This window comes from Derxia gummosa DSM 723 (assembly GCF_000482785.1).
Lineage (GTDB): Bacteria > Pseudomonadota > Gammaproteobacteria > Burkholderiales > Burkholderiaceae_E > Derxia > Derxia gummosa.
On the sequence record NZ_AXWS01000007.1, the window covers coordinates 329,439 to 344,757 of the forward strand.

Here is a 15,319-nt window from a genome sequence, read left to right on the forward strand (position 1 = left end):
ACCGAATCGGCGTCCTATGTCTCCTTCCCTACCACCCGCGTCCATGCTCGGTAAGCGGGAGTCCAGCGAGGGGCCGTGAACACCTTGGGCAGTTCGAGGCCCTCATAGCGGATCGCCTGGACTGCTTCCACCCGCTCCCCAAGGTCCGTGTGTCGCCCGTAGGTGCGCACGCCCTCGCCGCCCTCGCTCCGGTGGCCTAGAACCCGATCAATCACCACCTGTCGCAGGCCGGCCCGTGACAGCATCGTCTCGACCGTGTGGCGGAAGGCGTGGAGGTCGTCGCCCGCGCCGTCCATGCCGATGCTGCGCCGGTACTTGCCGAACCACTTGGACACGCCACCACCCAGCCCATTCGGGCCGTCCTTGGCGGCGGGGAACACCTGACCGCCCGGGCCGCCTTGTGCGTCCTGGATCGCCCGCACGTAATCAAGGAAGCCCAGGCGCACAAGCTCGGAATGCACCGGGACCTTGCGCTCTGAACTGTCGTTCTTGAGGCGTTGCCACGGCTTCGCAGGATCGGCCCGGATCAGCAGCACCGGGACGCCCTTCTCCTCGGCCACATCGTCGGTGGCGAGCTGGGCAAGCTCAGTCACCCGGGCGCCCGTGAACGCCGACAGGATCGGGACCCAGTACGCGGCGTCCTGTGAGGCGTCGGCCAGTCCCGGGAGGTCATAGCGGGTGAACAGCGGTTGTCCGAAGAGGTGCCGCACCTGTTCATCGCTCAGGGGATCGCGGGCCGCTTCGGTCTTCGGGACCTTGAGGCCCCAGCCCGCCCACGGATTGCGCGGGAACCACTCCAATCGCTCGGCCACGTTCAGCAGGGCTTGAACCATCGACAAGCGGCTATCCAGCGTCTTGAGCGAGGGACCATCCGCCCGGCTCGCGCTTTGGGTCGCGTACCGCTCGAAGGCGACCGTGTGCGCCCTGCCTAGCTCCGACAGCGGCGGGTTCCCGGTAGCGGCCTCGAAGTCCTGGAGGGCAAGCCGGGCCTTCTGCACCGTCTTAACCGGCCGTTCCTTGAGGGATTCCCACTCGGGCAGCACATCGCGCAGGTAGCGGACTGGGGCGCCTTGAGGTCGTGCGAGGGTCACAGGGGCGTCAGGCGGCGGCGCGGCGGGCGTCTCAACTACCTCCCCAGCATCGCGGGCCATGAGGTCCCGTGCGGCCCTGACGTTCGCGTGTAGCACGGCTTGCAGCAGGGGCAGCACGTCACCCCGGCCCCAATCCATCTTCAAGCCCATTGCCGCAAGGGCCGCAGTTGCATCGGGCACCACAGATGCGAGGTCGCCGCGCGTTACCGCCTTGCCAGCCTTCTCAGCCAGGGACAGGTTCACCGCCTGCACCAAGTTCGCCTGACTCTCTGTGAGGCCGGCTAGATGGGCCAGTGAGCCAAGGGCGGGCGGCGGCGAGGATGGACGCACAACCCCGAAGTAGCTCGGGCGCAGTGAGTCCAGGGCGTCAAAGAGGGCGCGGCGGGCTTCCGGGTTAAAGCGGATCGCGTCATCGCCCGACAGCCGCTTCCGATGAACCGCATCCGCGACCGCCTGGACCAGCTCGGGAGTGATCGGGCCGACCATGACGGCGTTCAGCGCCTTGCGACGGGCCAAGAACTCTTGGTGAAGCTCGGCTTGCCGTGCGTGGTGAAGGGCGCGGGCCTCGGCGCGGTCACTGGTGCCCAGGCTCTTGCGGAACTTGGTCGTCCCGAAGGAGTCGCGGAGGTCAAGGGGAACGACGATGCAGCTCTGCCACACGCCGCCACGCCGGCTAAGGCCAACGTCTCGGGCCATCGGGTCGTCTCGCTCAGAAGGGCTTGAGGGACGCTGTTCAGGCTTCACGAGTGACACAGTGGGGTGACACACCCCCAAAAGCTAAGGCCCTGATTCCATTGACTCTCTTTAAGAATCAAGGACTTCAGGGCCTTGGGCGGGTATTTGGTGGAGAAGAGGAGGATCGAACTCCCGACCTTCGCATTGCGAACGCGACGCTCTCCCAGCTGAGCTACTTCCCCGTCGAGAACGAAATAATAGCATAGTTGCTCGACTCCACAAGCACCTCTCTCCTTACCTCGCATCCTGCGCAACAGCCAGAAGACTGACACGCCCAAGTCCGGCCGCACGCGCGAGTCCAATCACAGCCGCGACTTGTTCGTAGCGGCAGCTGCGGTCTGCATTGATGAACAGCTGAGGTTGCGGCAGCCGGGTCGCAGCCTCGGCCAGACGTCGATCCATCTCGTCAGCGTCGACGGCTTCGCCCTCCCAGAAAGTACCGCCCCGGGCGTCGAGCGTGATGATGACTCGCGTCGGAGCGACCGGCATCTGCGTGCCGCGCACGGCGGGCAGATCGAGTGGGATCGACGCGCCGAGCAGCGGCGCCGCGACGATGAACATCGCCAGCAGCACCAGCAGCACATCAACCAGCGGCGTGGTGTTGATCTCGGCAATTGGCTCGCGCGCGCCGCCCCGCGACTGGAAGCCGTCGAGCGCCATCAGCCCTGCTCGTCCGTGAGCGGGCCGATCGCGCGCAGGCGCAGGTCGGCGGCGAAACCGTCGAGCCGTTCGAGCAACGCACGGTTAGAACGCACGAAGGCGTTGTAGGCAAGCGCGGCCGGAATCGCGACCGCGAGGCCGAAGGCGGTCATGACGAGCGCCTCGCCGAGCGGCCCGACAACGCGCTCGATCGTGAATGCGCCGGCCTCGGCCAGACTGCCGAGGGCGCGATGGATGCCCCAGACCGTGCCGAACAGCCCGACGAAGGGCGCCGTGCTCGCGATGCTCGCCAGCAGGGTCATGCCCGACTCCAGGTCGCGCGTGCCGTCGGACAGCGCCGTGCGCAACTCGCGCGAGATGACGGCGTCGGCCTGACTGCGAGTGGTGCCCCGGAGCTGCGACTCGGCACGCGCGGCGGCTTCGGCGAGCGCGACGAACTGCCCACCCCGATCCGCTGCCGCCAGCACCCCAAGCCCCTCGTGCGCCGACGTCTGCTGCCAGTACGCGGCCAGCTCGGCGCTCGTGGGCGGACGCCGTCGCATGGCAGCGAGGCGACGCAGGATCGTCGCCCAGCTCAGCAGCGAAAACACGATCAGCAGCAGCGCAGTCGCGTGCCCCACCGCATCGGCCTGATCCCAGTACTGCGTGAATCCCGCGTCCATGGCCGGTCAGCGCAGGCCGAGCACGTCCTGCATGTCGAACACGCCGCGCTCGCGGCCGGCCAGGAATTGCGCCGCGCGCAGGCTGCCTGTCGCGTAGGTCATGCGGCTGGAGGACTTGTGCGTAATCTCGATGCGTTCGCCGATGCCGGCGAACAGCACGGTGTGGTCACCGACCACGTCGCCGCCGCGAATCGTCGCGAAGCCGATCGTCTCGGGCTTGCGCTCGCCGGTCACACCTTCGCGGCCGTACACCGCCACCGCGTCAAGATCGCGGCCGAGCGCCTTGGCGACGACTTCACCCATGCGCAGCGCGGTACCCGACGGGGCATCCACCTTGAAACGGTGATGCGCCTCGATGATCTCGATGTCGTAGCCGCTGGACAGGATCTTCGCGGCGACTTCGAGCAGCTTGAACGTCGCGTTGACGCCGACGCTCATGTTCGGCGCGAACACCACGCCGATGCTCTCTCCGGCCTTGGCGATCGCAGCCTTGCCGTCGGCGTCGAAGCCGGTCGTGCCAACGACGAACTTGACGCCATGCGCGACGCAGGCCTGGAGATGGGCGAGCGTGGCTTCGGGGCGGGTGAAGTCGATGAGGCAGTCGACGCCGTCGAGCGCGCCGGCGAGGTCGGCGGGCGCGACGCCCCGGACCTTGATGCCGGTCTCGATGCCGAGCACCTCGCCGGCATCGCGGCCGATGTTGGCGCCACCCGGGCGGTCGAAGGCGGCGACGAGTTGCGCCGACGGGTCGTTGACGGTGGCTTCAACGAGCATGCGGCCCATGCGGCCGCCGGCGCCGGTGATGGCGATCTTGATCATGCTTGCAGTCCGGAAAAAATCAGCTTTGCGGCGCGGCGGGCGCCTCGGGGCGCTCGGAAGGCATCAGGTCGCCTTCCCAGCGATCGAGCTTGTCGCCGCTGAAATAGACGGTGAGCTTCCGCTCGATGACTTCGCCGCTACTCTTGCGGTTGTAGAAGACGTATTCCCACTGGTCGGTGTGGAACAGCGGCCGCACCATCGGCGAGCCGAGGATGAGCCGCACCTGATCGCGCGTCACACCCTCGGGGCGGCTGGCCTTGGCCATGCGCAGCTGCTCGACCATCTCGCGGCTGACGAAATTGCCCTGCTGCAACTCGAAGCGATAGGGCTGGAAGAAGCCGCAGCCCGACATGCCGAGCGCCACCAGCAGCGCCAGCGTCGTCGCCCTCGCTCCGCGCCCCGCGCGCGCCGGGGCACTCAAATGACTCGCAACCATGAATCTCCGTGCGCCGCTTGAGGCGGCTCAAACTCACTATCATAGCGGCGACGTGCGGCTCGCCCGGGTGCCGCCCCTGAACGAGTCACCTGTCATTCCATGATGTCCAACACCGCCGATCTCAAGTCCGTGGGCCTCAAGGCCACGCTGCCCCGCCTCAAGATCCTGGAGCTGTTCCAGAAGACCGAGCAGCGGCATCTGAGCGCGGACGACGTGTACAAGCTGCTGCTGGCGGAGGACATCGACATCGGCCTTGCCACCGTCTACCGCGTGCTCACCCAGTTCGAACAGGCCGGTGTACTCGCGCACAACCACTTCGAGCAGGGCAAGGCTGTGTTCGAGCTGAACGAGGGGCATCACCACGACCATCTGGTCTGCCTCGAATGCGGACGTGTCGAGGAGTTCTACGATCCCGACATCGAGGCCCGCCAGCAGCGCATCGCGTCGGATCGCGGCTTCACGCTCCAGGCCCACGCACTCGCGCTCTATGGTCATTGCACCAAGCAGGATTGCGAGCACCGTCGGCGCTGAAACGCCACGCACCGGTCTGACGGACCAGTCTCGCAACCCGCGCCCGGCGGCCCTGTCCGCTGGCGATCACGTCAGATTCATCCCGCCAGCGCGCGCGGCAGCACCCGCCGCGACGCCGCCCAGCCAAGCAGCACGCCCGCCACGATCATCGGCAGGCTCAGCAGCTGCCCCATGCTCAGACCGAAGGTCAGCAGGCCCAGGAAGTTGTCCGGCTCGCGGCCGAATTCGGCCAGGAAGCGGAACACGCCGTAACCCACCAGGAAGGCCGCCGACACCATGCCGGTCGGGCGCGGGCGCCGGCTGAACAGCCACATCAGCACGAACAGCGCCAACCCCTCGCCCGCGAACTGGTAGAGCTGCGAGGGATGGCGCGGCAGGTCATCGACCTGCGGAAACACCATCGCCCAGGGCACATCGGTCGGTCGGCCCCAGAGTTCGCCGTTGATGAAATTGCCGAGCCGCCCCGCCGCCAGTCCCGCCGGCACGCAGGGCGCGACGAAGTCCATGAGCTGGAAGAACGGCCGCCCGCGCGAGGCACCGAAGGCCGCCATCGCCACGAGCACGCCAAGAAAGCCGCCGTGGAAGCTCATGCCGCCGTGCCAGACCTGCGCGATCTCGGCCAGATGCTCGAAGTAGTAGGCCGGCTTGTAGAACAGCACATAGCCGAGCCGGCCGCCGAGAATCACGCCCAGCAGCCCCCAGAACAGCATGTCGTCGATGTCGCGCGCGTTCCAGCCCTGGGCCGCGACATGCGGCCGGCGCAGCTGCAGCCGCGCGAGCCCCACGAACAGCCCGAAGGCCACGAGGTACATGAGCCCGTACCACCGGATGGCCAGCTCGGTGAAGCCGAGCGGAATGTGGATGGCGACGGGATCGAACTGCGGATGCACGAGCATGACGGCGGATGCGGCGCGACGGGCGCCGGCTGGCGGAGGAAACGGCGGGCGAGTGTAGCCGAGGGGTTGGACAGCCCGGGGCCGGCCTCGCGGCCCCGTCAGCGCCGGGCGGTGCGTCGTGCCGGCTGCTTGGCGCCGGCCACACCGCGCGCGACGCGCTCGCGCTTGGCCTTCTCGTAGGCCGCGTCCTGCAACTCGCGCGCGCGGTCGAAGCCGAACTGCCGTTCGAGCACCTCGAACCACGCGATCGTCCCGAGCAGCGGCACCGAAATCCACCACCACGACACATCGCGCAGCCAGTCCGCGTCCAAGATCTTCGCGATGAACAGCACGAAGCTGCCCACATAGATCCAATACATCGCCTCACCCGTTGCCTGTCGTTCGCGCGGCCACCTTACACGAGCAAGCGCCCATCACATCCACCTCGTAACCGCAAGGCGAAACGCCCGGCATTTCACAAGATCGGGGTTTGCGCTCACCCATGACCATCAACGGCATGCCGCCGCTTCCGCTTGAGCCCGCCTGTCGCGCGCCCGGAGGCCCGGCCCGGAGAACACCCGATGGGATCGCGAGAACCGCTCACGCCCGGCGCGGCCGACGACGCCGCGTCGCACACCTTCATCGCCCGCCAGCCCATCCTCGACCGCGACGAGAAGATCGTCGGCTACGAGCTGCTGTCGCGCGCCGACGAGACCGCCGAGCACGCCCCCGTCGTGCACACGCGCGAGTCCGACAGCATCCTGCTGTTCCATGCGCTGTCGAACTTCGGCGCGGACACGCTGTTCGGCGACAAGGACGCCTTCGTCAATTGCGCGCTCGACGCGCTCGACGGCGACCACCTGGAGCTGATCCACCCCGAACGCATGGTCATCGAGATCGCCGACGGCTGCCCGCCCGAACGCATCGCCGAGATCGGCGCGCGGCTGGCGGCGCTGCGCGAGCGCGGCTTCCGCCTCGCGGGCGGCGGCTGGATGCTCGACGACGCCTTCCGCGGCTGGCTGCCGCTGCTCAGCCACATCAAGATCGACGTGCGCAACCTCGACGCGCGCGCCGCCCAGCGCCTGCTCGGCATGGCGGCGCTGCACGGCAAGCTCAGGCTGGTGGCCGAGCGGGTCGAGACGCGCGAGGTGTTCGAGCGCTTCCGCGAACTCGGCTTCCACCTGTTCCAGGGCTATTACTTCCAGCGCCCGCGCACCCTAGGCACCAAGAGCATCAGCCCGGCGCACGGCAACGTGCTGCAACTGATGGATCTGGCACGGCGCGAGGCTGATCCGTCGGCGGTCGAGACCGTGCTCAAGCGCGATCCGGCGCTCAGCTTCAAGCTGCTGCGCTACATCAACAGCTCGGGCTTCGGGCTGAGATGCGAGGTCACGTCGTTCAGGCACGCGGTGATGATCCTCGGCTACGGCAAGCTGTTCCGCTGGCTCGCGGTGCTGTTCGCGACGGTCAGCGCCAACAGCGTGCCGCCGGCGCTGGCGCGCACCGTCATCACGCGCGGCCGGCTGATGGAACTGCTCGCGCTCAAGCTGCTGCCCAAGGAACAGTGCGACAACGCCTTCGTGGTGGGCATCTTCTCGGCGCTCGACGCGATGCTCGGCATGCCGATGGAGAAGGTGCTCGGCTCGCTGAGCCTGCCCGAGGAAGTGACCGACGCGCTGCTCGAACGCAGCGGTGTGTTCGGCCCCTTTCTCGAACTGGTTGAAGCCTGCGAGGGCGGCGACTTCGACCGCCTCGGCGATCTCGCACTCGCGCTCCAGCTGGAGCCCTACGGCGTGAGCGAGGCCCACATGAGCGCGCTCGCATGGACGGAGACGCTGGGCGTGTGAGCGGCGGACGCCGCCCGCGCGGCGGCCCCGGGAGCGTGGGGTTCGGGAACGCCGCCACCGCGAAGCGCGCCCTGAACGCCGCGCACGAATAGATGACGCGCCCTCAGCCCCGACCGCCGAGCACGCGGAAGTCGATCGCCGGCTTGTTGCCCGTGAGCAGGTCGGCCAGCAGCGCGCCCGAGCCGCAACCCGTGGTCCAGCCGAGCGTGCCGTGGCCGCAGTTGAGCCACAGCCGGCCGACGCGGCTGCGGCCGATGAGCGGCACGTTGCTCGGTGTCGCGGGGCGCAGCCCGGTCCAGAACGACGGCTCGGCCCAGTCGCAGGCGCCCGGGAACAGCTCGGCGGTCCGGCGGCGCAGCGTCTCGCAGCGCACCTCGTCGAGCGCGCGCGGCTGCTCGCTGCCCAGCTCGACGGTGCCCGCCACGCGCAGCCGGTCGCCGAAGCGCGAGAACACGAGCTTGTTGGCATCGTCGATCAGGCTCACCTGTGGCGCCTTGCCCGGCTCGACCACGCGGAAGGTGGCCGAATAGCCCTTGGCCGCGATGATCGGCGCATGCACGCCGAGCGGCCGCAGCAGCGCCGGCGCATGGCTCGCGAGCGCGACCACGAAGGCATCGCCGCCGAGCGTCGAATGCCGCCCGTCGCGCCCCAGCAGCTCGACCGCCTCCACCTGCCCGCCGCGCGCGACGAGCCGCGTCACCTCGTGGTCGAACACGAACTCCACGCCCGCCGCCCGCGCCCGCTCGGCCAGCGCCGTCGTGAAGCGATGCACATCGCCCGACTCGTCCGCCGCCGTGTAGTCGGCGCCGACGATGCGGTGCGCGATGGGCCCGAGCGCCGGCTCCAGCGCGACCGCGCCGGCCGCATCGAGCTGGCGCCGCTCCACGCCGAACTCCCGCATCAGCCCCGCGCCCGGCGCCACCGCCTCCATGACCGCGCGGTCGGTGAAGAAGCGCAGGATGCCGCGCTCCAGATGGTCGTAGTCGATGCTCAGCTCGGCGCGCAGCGTTTGCAGCGTGGCGCGCGAATAACTCGCGAGGCTGACGATGTCGCGCACATTGGCGCGCAGCCGCGCGTCGGTGCATTCGCGCAGGAAGCGCAGGCACCAGTCCCATTGCCGCCAGTCGAGGCGCGGGCGGAACAGCAGCGGCGCGTCGGGCTGCGTCATCCACTTGGCGATCTTGAGCGGCGCGGCCGGGTTGGCCCAGGGCTCGGCATAGCAGACCGAGATCTGGCCACCGTTGGCGAAGCTGGTCTCGCACGCCGCGCCGGCCTGACGATCGACCACCGTCACCGCGCAGCCGCGCGCGCGCAGGAACCACGCCGTGGCGACGCCGACGATGCCGGCGCCGAGAACGATCACCCTCATTTCCTCTCCGTCATGAAGCCCGCGAAAGCGGTCGGCGGCCGGCCATGCCCGCCGCCAGGGGCGCGATTGTGCGCCGCGCGACGGGCGCCTCGACTGCAAGGCATTGCGGCCCGCGCCACATCGCCATGCAAACGGCTTGCGCCTGATCGTGCCCGCGTCCGGAAAGCCGCACGCGCGCTGGCCCCGGCGCACGGATTTCCGTACAAGCTCGCGCCGGCGCGCCACGCATGCCGCCGCGCGACACATGCTGTCGCCTTTCACCCTGCCCTGACCGGGGTTTCGTGGAATGGTTCGTGCGTGCTGGCGCCGATCATCGCGGCATCGGCCCTGCCTCGCCTCACCTCGGGAATTCGAATGGAAATACTGCTTCAGCAGCTCATCAACGGGCTGGTGCTCGGCAGCGTGTATGCGCTGATCGCGCTTGGCTACACGATGGTTTACGGGATCCTCCAGCTCATCAATTTCGCGCACGGCGATGTGCTGATGGTGGGCGCGCTCACCGCGCTCAGCACGTCCAAATTCCTTCAGGAAGCCGCGCCCTGGATGCCTGGGCCGCTGGTGCTGCTGATCGCGCTGGCGGCGGCGATCGTGGTGTGCGTGCTGGTCAACATCGGCATCGAGCGTGTCGCCTACCGGCCGCTGCGCAACGCGCCGCGCCTCGCGCCGCTCATCACCGCGATCGGCATGTCGATCACCTTGCAAACGCTCGCAATGCTGATCTGGAGCCGCAACTACATGGTGTTTCCGGCGCTGCTGCCCAATGCGCCGATGCCCTTGGGCGGGGCGTCGATCACGCCGGTGCAGGTCATCATCGTGCTGCTGTCGCTGGCGCTGATGGTCGGGCTGGTGCTGCTGGTCAACAAGACCAAGCTCGGCCGCGCGATGCGCGCCACGGCCGAGAACCCGCGTGTCGCGGCGCTCATGGGCGTGGACCCCGACCGCGTCATCGTCATCACCTTCGCGCTCGGCGCGGCGCTGGCGGCGGTGGCGGGCGTGATGATCGCGGCCAACTATTCGATCGCCCATTTCTACATGGGCTTCCTGCCGGGGCTGAAGGCCTTCACGGCGGCGGTGCTCGGCGGCATCGGCAACCTGTATGGCGCGATGGTGGGCGGGCTGCTGCTCGGCCTGATCGAGGCGCTCGGCGCCGGCTACATCGGCGACCTCACGGGCGGCGTGCTCGGCAGCAACTACCAGGACATCTTCGCCTTCATCGTCCTCATCATCGTGCTCACGCTGCGCCCGTCCGGGATCATGGGCGAGCGCGTGGCGGACCGTGCCTGAGAGCCTTTGCATCATGACCACCAAGCCCGCCTCGCCCCCGCCGGCCGCGCCCGCCGGCCTGCATCACCGCCCCACCCTCTTCCCGCGCCTGGCCGACCAGCCCGCCAAGGCGGTCACGGCCATGCTCGTGACGGCCGCGATCCTCGCGGTGCTGCCCTTCGCGGTCGGCAGCTTCGGCAACGCCTGGGTGCGCATCCTCGACTTCGCGCTGCTGTACGTGATGCTCGCGCTCGGGCTGAACATCGTGGTCGGCTTCGCCGGCCTGCTCGACCTCGGCTACATCGCCTTCTATGCGGTGGGCGCCTACATGTACGGCCTGCTCGCCTCGCCGCACCTGACCGACACCTTCCCGGCGATCGCGGCGCTCGTGCCCGACGGCATGCATGTGCCGGTGTGGTTCGTGATCCCGCTCGCGGGCGGGCTGGCGGCGCTGTTCGGCGTGCTGCTCGGCGCGCCGACGCTCAAGCTGCGCGGCGACTATCTGGCGATCGTGACGCTCGGCTTCGGCGAGATCATCCGCATCTTCATGCTCAACCTGAACCAGCCGCTCAACATCACCAACGGGCCGCAGGGCATCAACCTGATCGACCCGATCGCCTTCGGCGATTTCAGCCTCGGCAAGCGGCATGAACTGTTCGGCACCAAGTACGCCGGAACCTACTTCTACTACTACGTCTTCCTCGGCCTGACGGTGCTGACGATCATCGCCTGCAATCGCTTGCAGGACTCGCGCATCGGCCGGGCCTGGATGGCGATCCGCGAGGACGAGATCGCCGCCAAGGCGATGGGCATCAACACCCGCAACATCAAGCTGCTGGCCTTCGCGATGGGCGCGAGCTTCGGCGGCGTGGCGGGCTCGATGTTCGCGGCCTTCCAGGGCTTCATCTCGCCGGAGTCGTTCAGCCTCATGGAGTCGATCGTGGTGCTGGCGATGGTGGTGCTGGGCGGCATGGGGCACATCCCGGGCGTGGTGTTCGGCGCGGTGCTGCTGGCGGTGTTTCCGGAGGCGCTGCGCTATGTGGCGGGGCCGGTGCAGGAGGCGATCTTCGGCAGCGTGCTGGTCGATGCCGAGGTGCTGCGCATGCTGATCTACGGCGTGGCGATGGTGGCGATCATGCTGCTGCGGCCCAAGGGCCTGTGGCCGGCGCCGCAGCACGGCGTGGTGCCGCGCCGCTTCCGCAAGAAGGCGGGAGACACGGGCACCTCGGGGGAGGCGCTGCAATGAGCCAGACCATCCTGCACGTGAGCGGCGTCAACAAGCGCTTCGGCGGCCTCCAGGCGCTGAGCGAGGTCGAGCTTGAAATCCGCCAGGGCCAGATCTACGCGCTCATCGGCCCGAACGGCGCCGGCAAGACCACCTTCTTCAACGTCATCACCGGGCTTTACACGCCCGACAGCGGAACCTTCATGCTCGGCGGCCAGCCCTATGCGCCGACCGCCGTGCACAAGGTGGCCGAGGCCGGCATCGCGCGCACCTTCCAGAACATCCGCCTGTTCCCCGACATGACGGCGCTCGAAAACGTGATGGTCGGCCGGCATGTGCGCACGAAGAGCGGGCTGGTCGGCGCCATCTTCAAGACCCGGGCCGAGCGCGCGGAGGAGGCGGCGATCCGGCATCGCGCGCACGAGCTGCTGGAGTTCGTCGGCATCGCACGCTACGCGGCCTTCCAGGCGCGCACGCTGTCCTACGGCGATCAGCGCCGGCTGGAGATCGCCCGCGCGCTCGCCACCGACCCCAAGCTGCTCGCGCTCGACGAGCCAGCCGCCGGCATGAACGCGACCGAGAAGCTGCAACTGCGCGACCTGCTCCAGCGCATCAAGTCCGAGGGCCGGACCATCCTCATCATCGAACACGACGTGAAACTGATCATGGGCCTGAGCGACCGGGTGACGGTGCTCGACTACGGCAAGGTCATCGCCGCCGGCGCGCCGGCCGAGGTGCAAAAGAATCCGGCGGTGATTGCCGCCTACCTCGGGGGAGCGCACGCATGAGCGGCATCGACATGAGCGCGGTGGGCGGCCCGGGCATCAATGCGGCAGCCAGTGCCGGCACGGCCGGCGCGGGCGCTGCAAGCGCTGTCATCGCGCCCGCCGCGCGCGGCGACGTGCTGTCGGTGCGCGGGCTCAAGGTGGGCTACGGCGGCATCCAGGCCGTCAAGGGCGTGGATCTGGACGTGAACCGGGGCGAGCTGGTGACGCTCATCGGCGCGAACGGCGCGGGCAAGACCACGACGCTCAAGGCCATCACCGGCGGCGTGGGCTGGAGCGGCGACATCGCCTACATGGGCAAGAGCATCGCGGGGCGCAAGGCCTTCCACCTGCTGCGCGAGGGGCTGGTGATGGTACCGGAAGGGCGCGGCGTGTTCGCGCGCATGACCATCACCGAGAACCTGCTGATGGGCGCGCATGTGCGCAGCGACGGTCAGGTGCAGGCCGACATCGACCGCATGTTCGGCCTCTTCCCGCGCCTGAAGGAACGCGCCGGCCAGCTCGCCGGCACGATGTCGGGCGGCGAGCAGCAGATGCTCGCGATGGCGCGCGCGCTCATGAGCCAGCCCAAGCTGCTGCTGCTCGACGAGCCGTCGATGGGGCTGTCGCCGATCATGGTCGAGAAGGTGTTCGAGGTCGTGCGCTCGGTGCATGCCGAGGGCACGACCATCCTGCTGGTCGAGCAGAACGCGCGGCTCGCCTTGCAGATCGCCGATCGCGGCTATGTGATGGATTCGGGCGAGGTCACGCTCACCGGGCCGGCCGCGCGGCTGCTCGACGATCCGAAGGTGCGCGCGGCGTATCTGGGCGAGGAGTTGTAGGGCCGGCGGCGAACCGGCCTTGCCCGCCGTGCCGGCCGCCGCGATGCAGGCCGGTGCCGAGCGCCCGTCACGGCCCTCGGCCGCGATGCAGACCTCCGCCGCGCTCAGGCGTGCGGCACCGCGTTGTCCGCCGCCGTCGTGAACGCATCCGCGAAGTAGTTGTCCTCCAGCAGATCGCCGCGCTCCACCAGCGCGCGGCGGGCGCTGTCCACCATCGCCGGCGAGCCGCAGGCATAGGCCTGCCAGACCGAGTAGTCAGACTCGTCGGCGAGCGCCACGTCCTGCACATGGCCGGTGCGGCCGGTCCAGTTGTCTTCCGGCGCGGGGCGCGAGAGCACGGGCACGTAGGTGAAATCGACGCCGGCTTCCTTGGCCTGGCGCTCCAGCTCCAGCGCGGTGTCGTGCGCATAGAGGTCCTTGAGCGTGCGGCCGCCCCAGTACAGGCGCAGCTCGCGCGGGTCGGCGGTGTGGATCGCGTGCTCGACCATCGCCTTGATCGGGCCGAAGCCGGTGCCGGTGGCCAGCAGCAGCGCCGGCCGGTTCGACTGGCGCAGGAAGAAGGTGCCGAGCGGCATCTCGATGCGCAGGATGTCGCGTTCCTTGAGCGCCGGCTCGGCCTTGCCGAACAGCGTGTCGGTGAAGCGGCCGCCGGGCACGTGGCGGATGTGCAGCTCGACCTGCTCGGCCAGATGCGGCGCGTTGGCGATCGAGTAGCTGCGGCGCGTGCCGTCGCGCAGGATGATGTCGAGGAACTGGCCGGCGTTGAACTGGGCGCGCTCGCTGGCCGGCAGTTGCAGGCGCAGCACGACCACGTCGTCGCTCGGGCGGGCAAGGCTGGCGACGCGCGCCGGGAACTTGCGCGGCGCGATCACGCCTTCGGCCACGACGCCGCGGCATTCGATCTCGACCTCGCCGCTGGCGTGCGCGCGGCACATGAGCACCTGGCCCTCGGCGGCTTCGGTTTCGGACAGGGCGCGCGGCTGCCAGCTACCCGTCATCGTCACCTCGCCGCACAGCAGCTTGGCCTTGCAGGCGCCGCAGGCACCATCACGGCAGCCGTAGGGCAGGGTCACGCCCTGGCGCAGGCCGGCGTCGAGCAGGGTCTCGCCTTCGTCGGTGCTGAAGCTGCGGCCGCTCGGCCGGACCACGACATTGGAAGTCATAAGGGTGTTCGCAATGAAGAAAAGGGTGTTGATCGTCGGTGCCGGCAATGTGGGCGGGCGGGTGATCGCGCTGCTGCGCCGGCGCGCCGTGCTCACGGTGCTCACGTCGCAAGCTTCGCGCCGGGCGGAACTGCGCGCGGCCGGCGCGGCGCGGGTGCTCGTCGCCGACCTGGACCGCGCCCGCACGCTGGCGGCGCTCGGCAGGATGCGCTTCGACGCGGTCATCCACATGGCGCCGCCGCAAGCCTCGGGCGAATGCGATCTGCGCACGCGACGGCTGACGGCGGCACTGGGCCTGACCACCGCCCGCTGCCGCGCGAGCGGCGACCGATCGATCCGCGCCACGCAAGCGCTTGCCCGCGCCGGGCGGCGGATTCTAGCGGCCGGCGACGCCGCCGCGCCGCCAAGCCCGCACGGACGCCAAGGCCGTCCGCCGGTGTTCGTGTACGTGAGCACGACCGGCGTGTACGGCGATTGCGGCGGCGCGCGCATCGACGAGTCGTGCCCGCCGCGCCCGGCCAATGCGCGCGCGCGGCGCCGCGTCGATGCCGAGCGCGTGCTCGCGCAGGCCGCGCGCGCCGGCACTTGCAGGCTCGCGGTGCTGCGCGCGCCCGGCATCTACGACGCCGCCCATCTGCCGGTCGCCCGGCTGCGCGCCGGCACGCCCGCCATGCGCGCCGAGGACGACAGCTACAGCAACCACATCCACGCCGACGACCTCGCCGCGATGTGCGTGGCGGCGCTGCGCACGCGGCGCACCGCGCGCGTCTACAACGCCTGCGACTGGTCGGAAATGAAGATGGCCGATTGGTTCGACCTCGTGGCCGACAGCTTCGGCCTGCCGCGCCCGCCGCGCCTGCCGCGCGAGGAAGCGCGGCGCGCGGTCAGCCCGATGCTGTGGTCATTCATGAACGAATCGCGCCGCATGGGGCCTGGGCGGATCGTGCGGGAACTGGGCTTCCGGCACCGCTGGCCGACGGTGCATGAAGGGCTGGCGGCGCCGGGCCGGACGGCCGGTGCGGCAACCCACTGACCGG

Annotated in this window: 16 protein-coding genes and 1 tRNA gene; 7 read left to right on the plus strand and 10 right to left on the minus strand. The window is 69.4% G+C overall.

The features are described from left to right. Positions 1 to 14: 14 nt before the first annotated feature. The 6 genes from H566_RS0102625 to H566_RS22515 form a co-directional block, all read right to left on the minus strand. A complete protein-coding gene (locus H566_RS0102625; RefSeq protein ID WP_028310206.1) occupies positions 15 to 1,787 on the minus strand; it encodes a site-specific integrase in 1,773 nt (590 codons plus the stop codon). Between the two features lie 145 nt (positions 1,788 to 1,932). Next, positions 1,933 to 2,008, minus strand: a tRNA-Ala gene (locus H566_RS0102630). A 52-nt stretch (positions 2,009 to 2,060) separates the two neighbouring features. Next, positions 2,061 to 2,486, minus strand: coding sequence for an ExbD/TolR family protein (locus H566_RS0102635; RefSeq protein ID WP_028310207.1), 426 nt, complete (start codon positions 2,484 to 2,486; stop codon positions 2,061 to 2,063). Then, a complete protein-coding gene (locus H566_RS22510) occupies positions 2,486 to 3,148 on the minus strand; it encodes a MotA/TolQ/ExbB proton channel family protein (protein ID WP_051377913.1) in 663 nt (220 codons plus the stop codon). The genes H566_RS0102635 and H566_RS22510 overlap by 1 nt, the downstream gene beginning before the upstream one ends. A gap of 6 nt (positions 3,149 to 3,154) precedes the next feature. Next, positions 3,155 to 3,967 (minus strand): 4-hydroxy-tetrahydrodipicolinate reductase, encoded by an 813-nt coding sequence (dapB, locus tag H566_RS0102645; protein WP_034410329.1) that lies wholly within the window; start codon positions 3,965 to 3,967, stop codon positions 3,155 to 3,157. Between the two features lie 19 nt (positions 3,968 to 3,986). Further along, positions 3,987 to 4,403, minus strand: a complete 417-nt coding sequence (locus H566_RS22515; RefSeq protein ID WP_084544684.1) for an outer membrane protein assembly factor BamE — start codon at positions 4,401 to 4,403, stop codon at positions 3,987 to 3,989. A gap of 102 nt (positions 4,404 to 4,505) precedes the next feature. Between H566_RS22515 and fur the strand changes: the two genes are divergently transcribed. Next, a complete protein-coding gene (gene fur / locus H566_RS0102655; RefSeq protein ID WP_028310209.1) occupies positions 4,506 to 4,934 on the plus strand; it encodes a ferric iron uptake transcriptional regulator in 429 nt (142 codons plus the stop codon). A gap of 77 nt (positions 4,935 to 5,011) precedes the next feature. Here the strand turns inward: fur and lgt are convergent, their stop codons facing one another. Continuing rightward, positions 5,012 to 5,830: a prolipoprotein diacylglyceryl transferase gene (lgt, locus tag H566_RS0102660; RefSeq protein WP_028310210.1), complete on the minus strand. Its 819-nt coding sequence runs from the start codon at positions 5,828 to 5,830 to the stop codon at positions 5,012 to 5,014. Positions 5,831 to 5,928: 98 nt separating this feature from the next. Next, entirely contained in the window at positions 5,929 to 6,189 is a 261-nt protein-coding gene (locus tag H566_RS0102665) for a hypothetical protein (RefSeq protein ID WP_028310211.1), read from the minus strand. Between the two features lie 201 nt (positions 6,190 to 6,390). Here H566_RS0102665 and H566_RS22520 point away from each other — a divergent pair, with 201 nt between their 5' ends. Further along, complete coding sequence (locus tag H566_RS22520) at positions 6,391 to 7,656, plus strand: EAL and HDOD domain-containing protein (RefSeq protein WP_034410331.1); 1,266 nt, start codon at positions 6,391 to 6,393, stop codon at positions 7,654 to 7,656. Between the two features lie 103 nt (positions 7,657 to 7,759). On the opposite strand, the gene H566_RS0102675 is transcribed toward H566_RS22520, so the two are convergent. After that, the gene (locus H566_RS0102675) at positions 7,760 to 9,025 is read right to left on the minus strand and encodes a D-amino acid dehydrogenase (protein ID WP_028310212.1); all 1,266 of its coding nucleotides are present in this window, start codon (positions 9,023 to 9,025) and stop codon (positions 7,760 to 7,762) included. Positions 9,026 to 9,379: 354 nt separating this feature from the next. Here H566_RS0102675 and H566_RS0102680 point away from each other — a divergent pair, with 354 nt between their 5' ends. The 4 genes from H566_RS0102680 to H566_RS0102695 all read left to right on the plus strand — a co-directional run bounded on the left by H566_RS0102680 (position 9,380) and on the right by H566_RS0102695 (position 13,119). Beyond that, positions 9,380 to 10,309 carry a branched-chain amino acid ABC transporter permease gene (locus H566_RS0102680; RefSeq protein ID WP_028310213.1) on the plus strand — a complete coding sequence of 310 codons (930 nt, stop codon included), beginning with the start codon at positions 9,380 to 9,382 and terminating at the stop codon, positions 10,307 to 10,309. A 121-nt stretch (positions 10,310 to 10,430) separates the two neighbouring features. Further along, a complete protein-coding gene (locus H566_RS22525) occupies positions 10,431 to 11,534 on the plus strand; it encodes an ABC transporter permease subunit (RefSeq protein ID WP_034410690.1) in 1,104 nt (367 codons plus the stop codon). Continuing rightward, positions 11,531 to 12,301 (plus strand): ABC transporter ATP-binding protein, encoded by a 771-nt coding sequence (locus H566_RS0102690; protein ID WP_028310214.1) that lies wholly within the window; start codon positions 11,531 to 11,533, stop codon positions 12,299 to 12,301. The genes H566_RS22525 and H566_RS0102690 overlap by 4 nt, the downstream gene beginning before the upstream one ends. Further along, complete coding sequence (locus tag H566_RS0102695) at positions 12,298 to 13,119, plus strand: ABC transporter ATP-binding protein (protein WP_245591272.1); 822 nt, start codon at positions 12,298 to 12,300, stop codon at positions 13,117 to 13,119. The genes H566_RS0102690 and H566_RS0102695 overlap by 4 nt, the downstream gene beginning before the upstream one ends. Positions 13,120 to 13,223: 104 nt before the next feature. Here the strand turns inward: H566_RS0102695 and H566_RS0102700 are convergent, their stop codons facing one another. Continuing rightward, the gene (locus H566_RS0102700; RefSeq protein WP_028310216.1) at positions 13,224 to 14,282 is read right to left on the minus strand and encodes a CDP-6-deoxy-delta-3,4-glucoseen reductase; all 1,059 of its coding nucleotides are present in this window, start codon (positions 14,280 to 14,282) and stop codon (positions 13,224 to 13,226) included. 13 nt (positions 14,283 to 14,295) lie between these two features. On the opposite strand from H566_RS0102700, the gene H566_RS0102705 reads away from it, so the two are divergent. Next, positions 14,296 to 15,315 (plus strand): NAD-dependent epimerase/dehydratase family protein, encoded by a 1,020-nt coding sequence (locus H566_RS0102705; protein ID WP_156924276.1) that lies wholly within the window; start codon positions 14,296 to 14,298, stop codon positions 15,313 to 15,315. Positions 15,316 to 15,319: the final 4 nt, after the last annotated feature.

What these genes read in the sequence shown, in the direction of transcription:
- H566_RS0102625 (WP_028310206.1), bottom strand. Translation starts at nt 1,787, where the DNA reads ATGGCCCGAGACGTTGGCCTTAGCCGGCGTGGCGGCGTGTGGCAGAGC.
- H566_RS0102635 (WP_028310207.1), bottom strand. Translation starts at nt 2,486, where the DNA reads ATGGCGCTCGACGGCTTCCAGTCGCGGGGCGGCGCGCGCGAGCCAATT.
- H566_RS22510 (WP_051377913.1), bottom strand. Translation starts at nt 3,148, where the DNA reads ATGGACGCGGGATTCACGCAGTACTGGGATCAGGCCGATGCGGTGGGG.
- dapB (WP_034410329.1), bottom strand. Translation starts at nt 3,967, where the DNA reads ATGATCAAGATCGCCATCACCGGCGCCGGCGGCCGCATGGGCCGCATG.
- H566_RS22515 (WP_084544684.1), bottom strand. Translation starts at nt 4,403, where the DNA reads ATGGTTGCGAGTCATTTGAGTGCCCCGGCGCGCGCGGGGCGCGGAGCG.
- fur (WP_028310209.1), top strand. Translation starts at nt 4,506, where the DNA reads ATGTCCAACACCGCCGATCTCAAGTCCGTGGGCCTCAAGGCCACGCTG.
- lgt (WP_028310210.1), bottom strand. Translation starts at nt 5,830, where the DNA reads ATGCTCGTGCATCCGCAGTTCGATCCCGTCGCCATCCACATTCCGCTC.
- H566_RS0102665 (WP_028310211.1), bottom strand. Translation starts at nt 6,189, where the DNA reads ATGTATTGGATCTATGTGGGCAGCTTCGTGCTGTTCATCGCGAAGATC.
- H566_RS22520 (WP_034410331.1), top strand. Translation starts at nt 6,391, where the DNA reads ATGGGATCGCGAGAACCGCTCACGCCCGGCGCGGCCGACGACGCCGCG.
- H566_RS0102675 (WP_028310212.1), bottom strand. Translation starts at nt 9,025, where the DNA reads ATGAGGGTGATCGTTCTCGGCGCCGGCATCGTCGGCGTCGCCACGGCG.
- H566_RS0102680 (WP_028310213.1), top strand. Translation starts at nt 9,380, where the DNA reads ATGGAAATACTGCTTCAGCAGCTCATCAACGGGCTGGTGCTCGGCAGC.
- H566_RS22525 (WP_034410690.1), top strand. Translation starts at nt 10,431, where the DNA reads ATGCTCGTGACGGCCGCGATCCTCGCGGTGCTGCCCTTCGCGGTCGGC.
- H566_RS0102690 (WP_028310214.1), top strand. Translation starts at nt 11,531, where the DNA reads ATGAGCCAGACCATCCTGCACGTGAGCGGCGTCAACAAGCGCTTCGGC.
- H566_RS0102695 (WP_245591272.1), top strand. Translation starts at nt 12,298, where the DNA reads ATGAGCGGCATCGACATGAGCGCGGTGGGCGGCCCGGGCATCAATGCG.
- H566_RS0102700 (WP_028310216.1), bottom strand. Translation starts at nt 14,282, where the DNA reads ATGACTTCCAATGTCGTGGTCCGGCCGAGCGGCCGCAGCTTCAGCACC.
- H566_RS0102705 (WP_156924276.1), top strand. Translation starts at nt 14,296, where the DNA reads ATGAAGAAAAGGGTGTTGATCGTCGGTGCCGGCAATGTGGGCGGGCGG.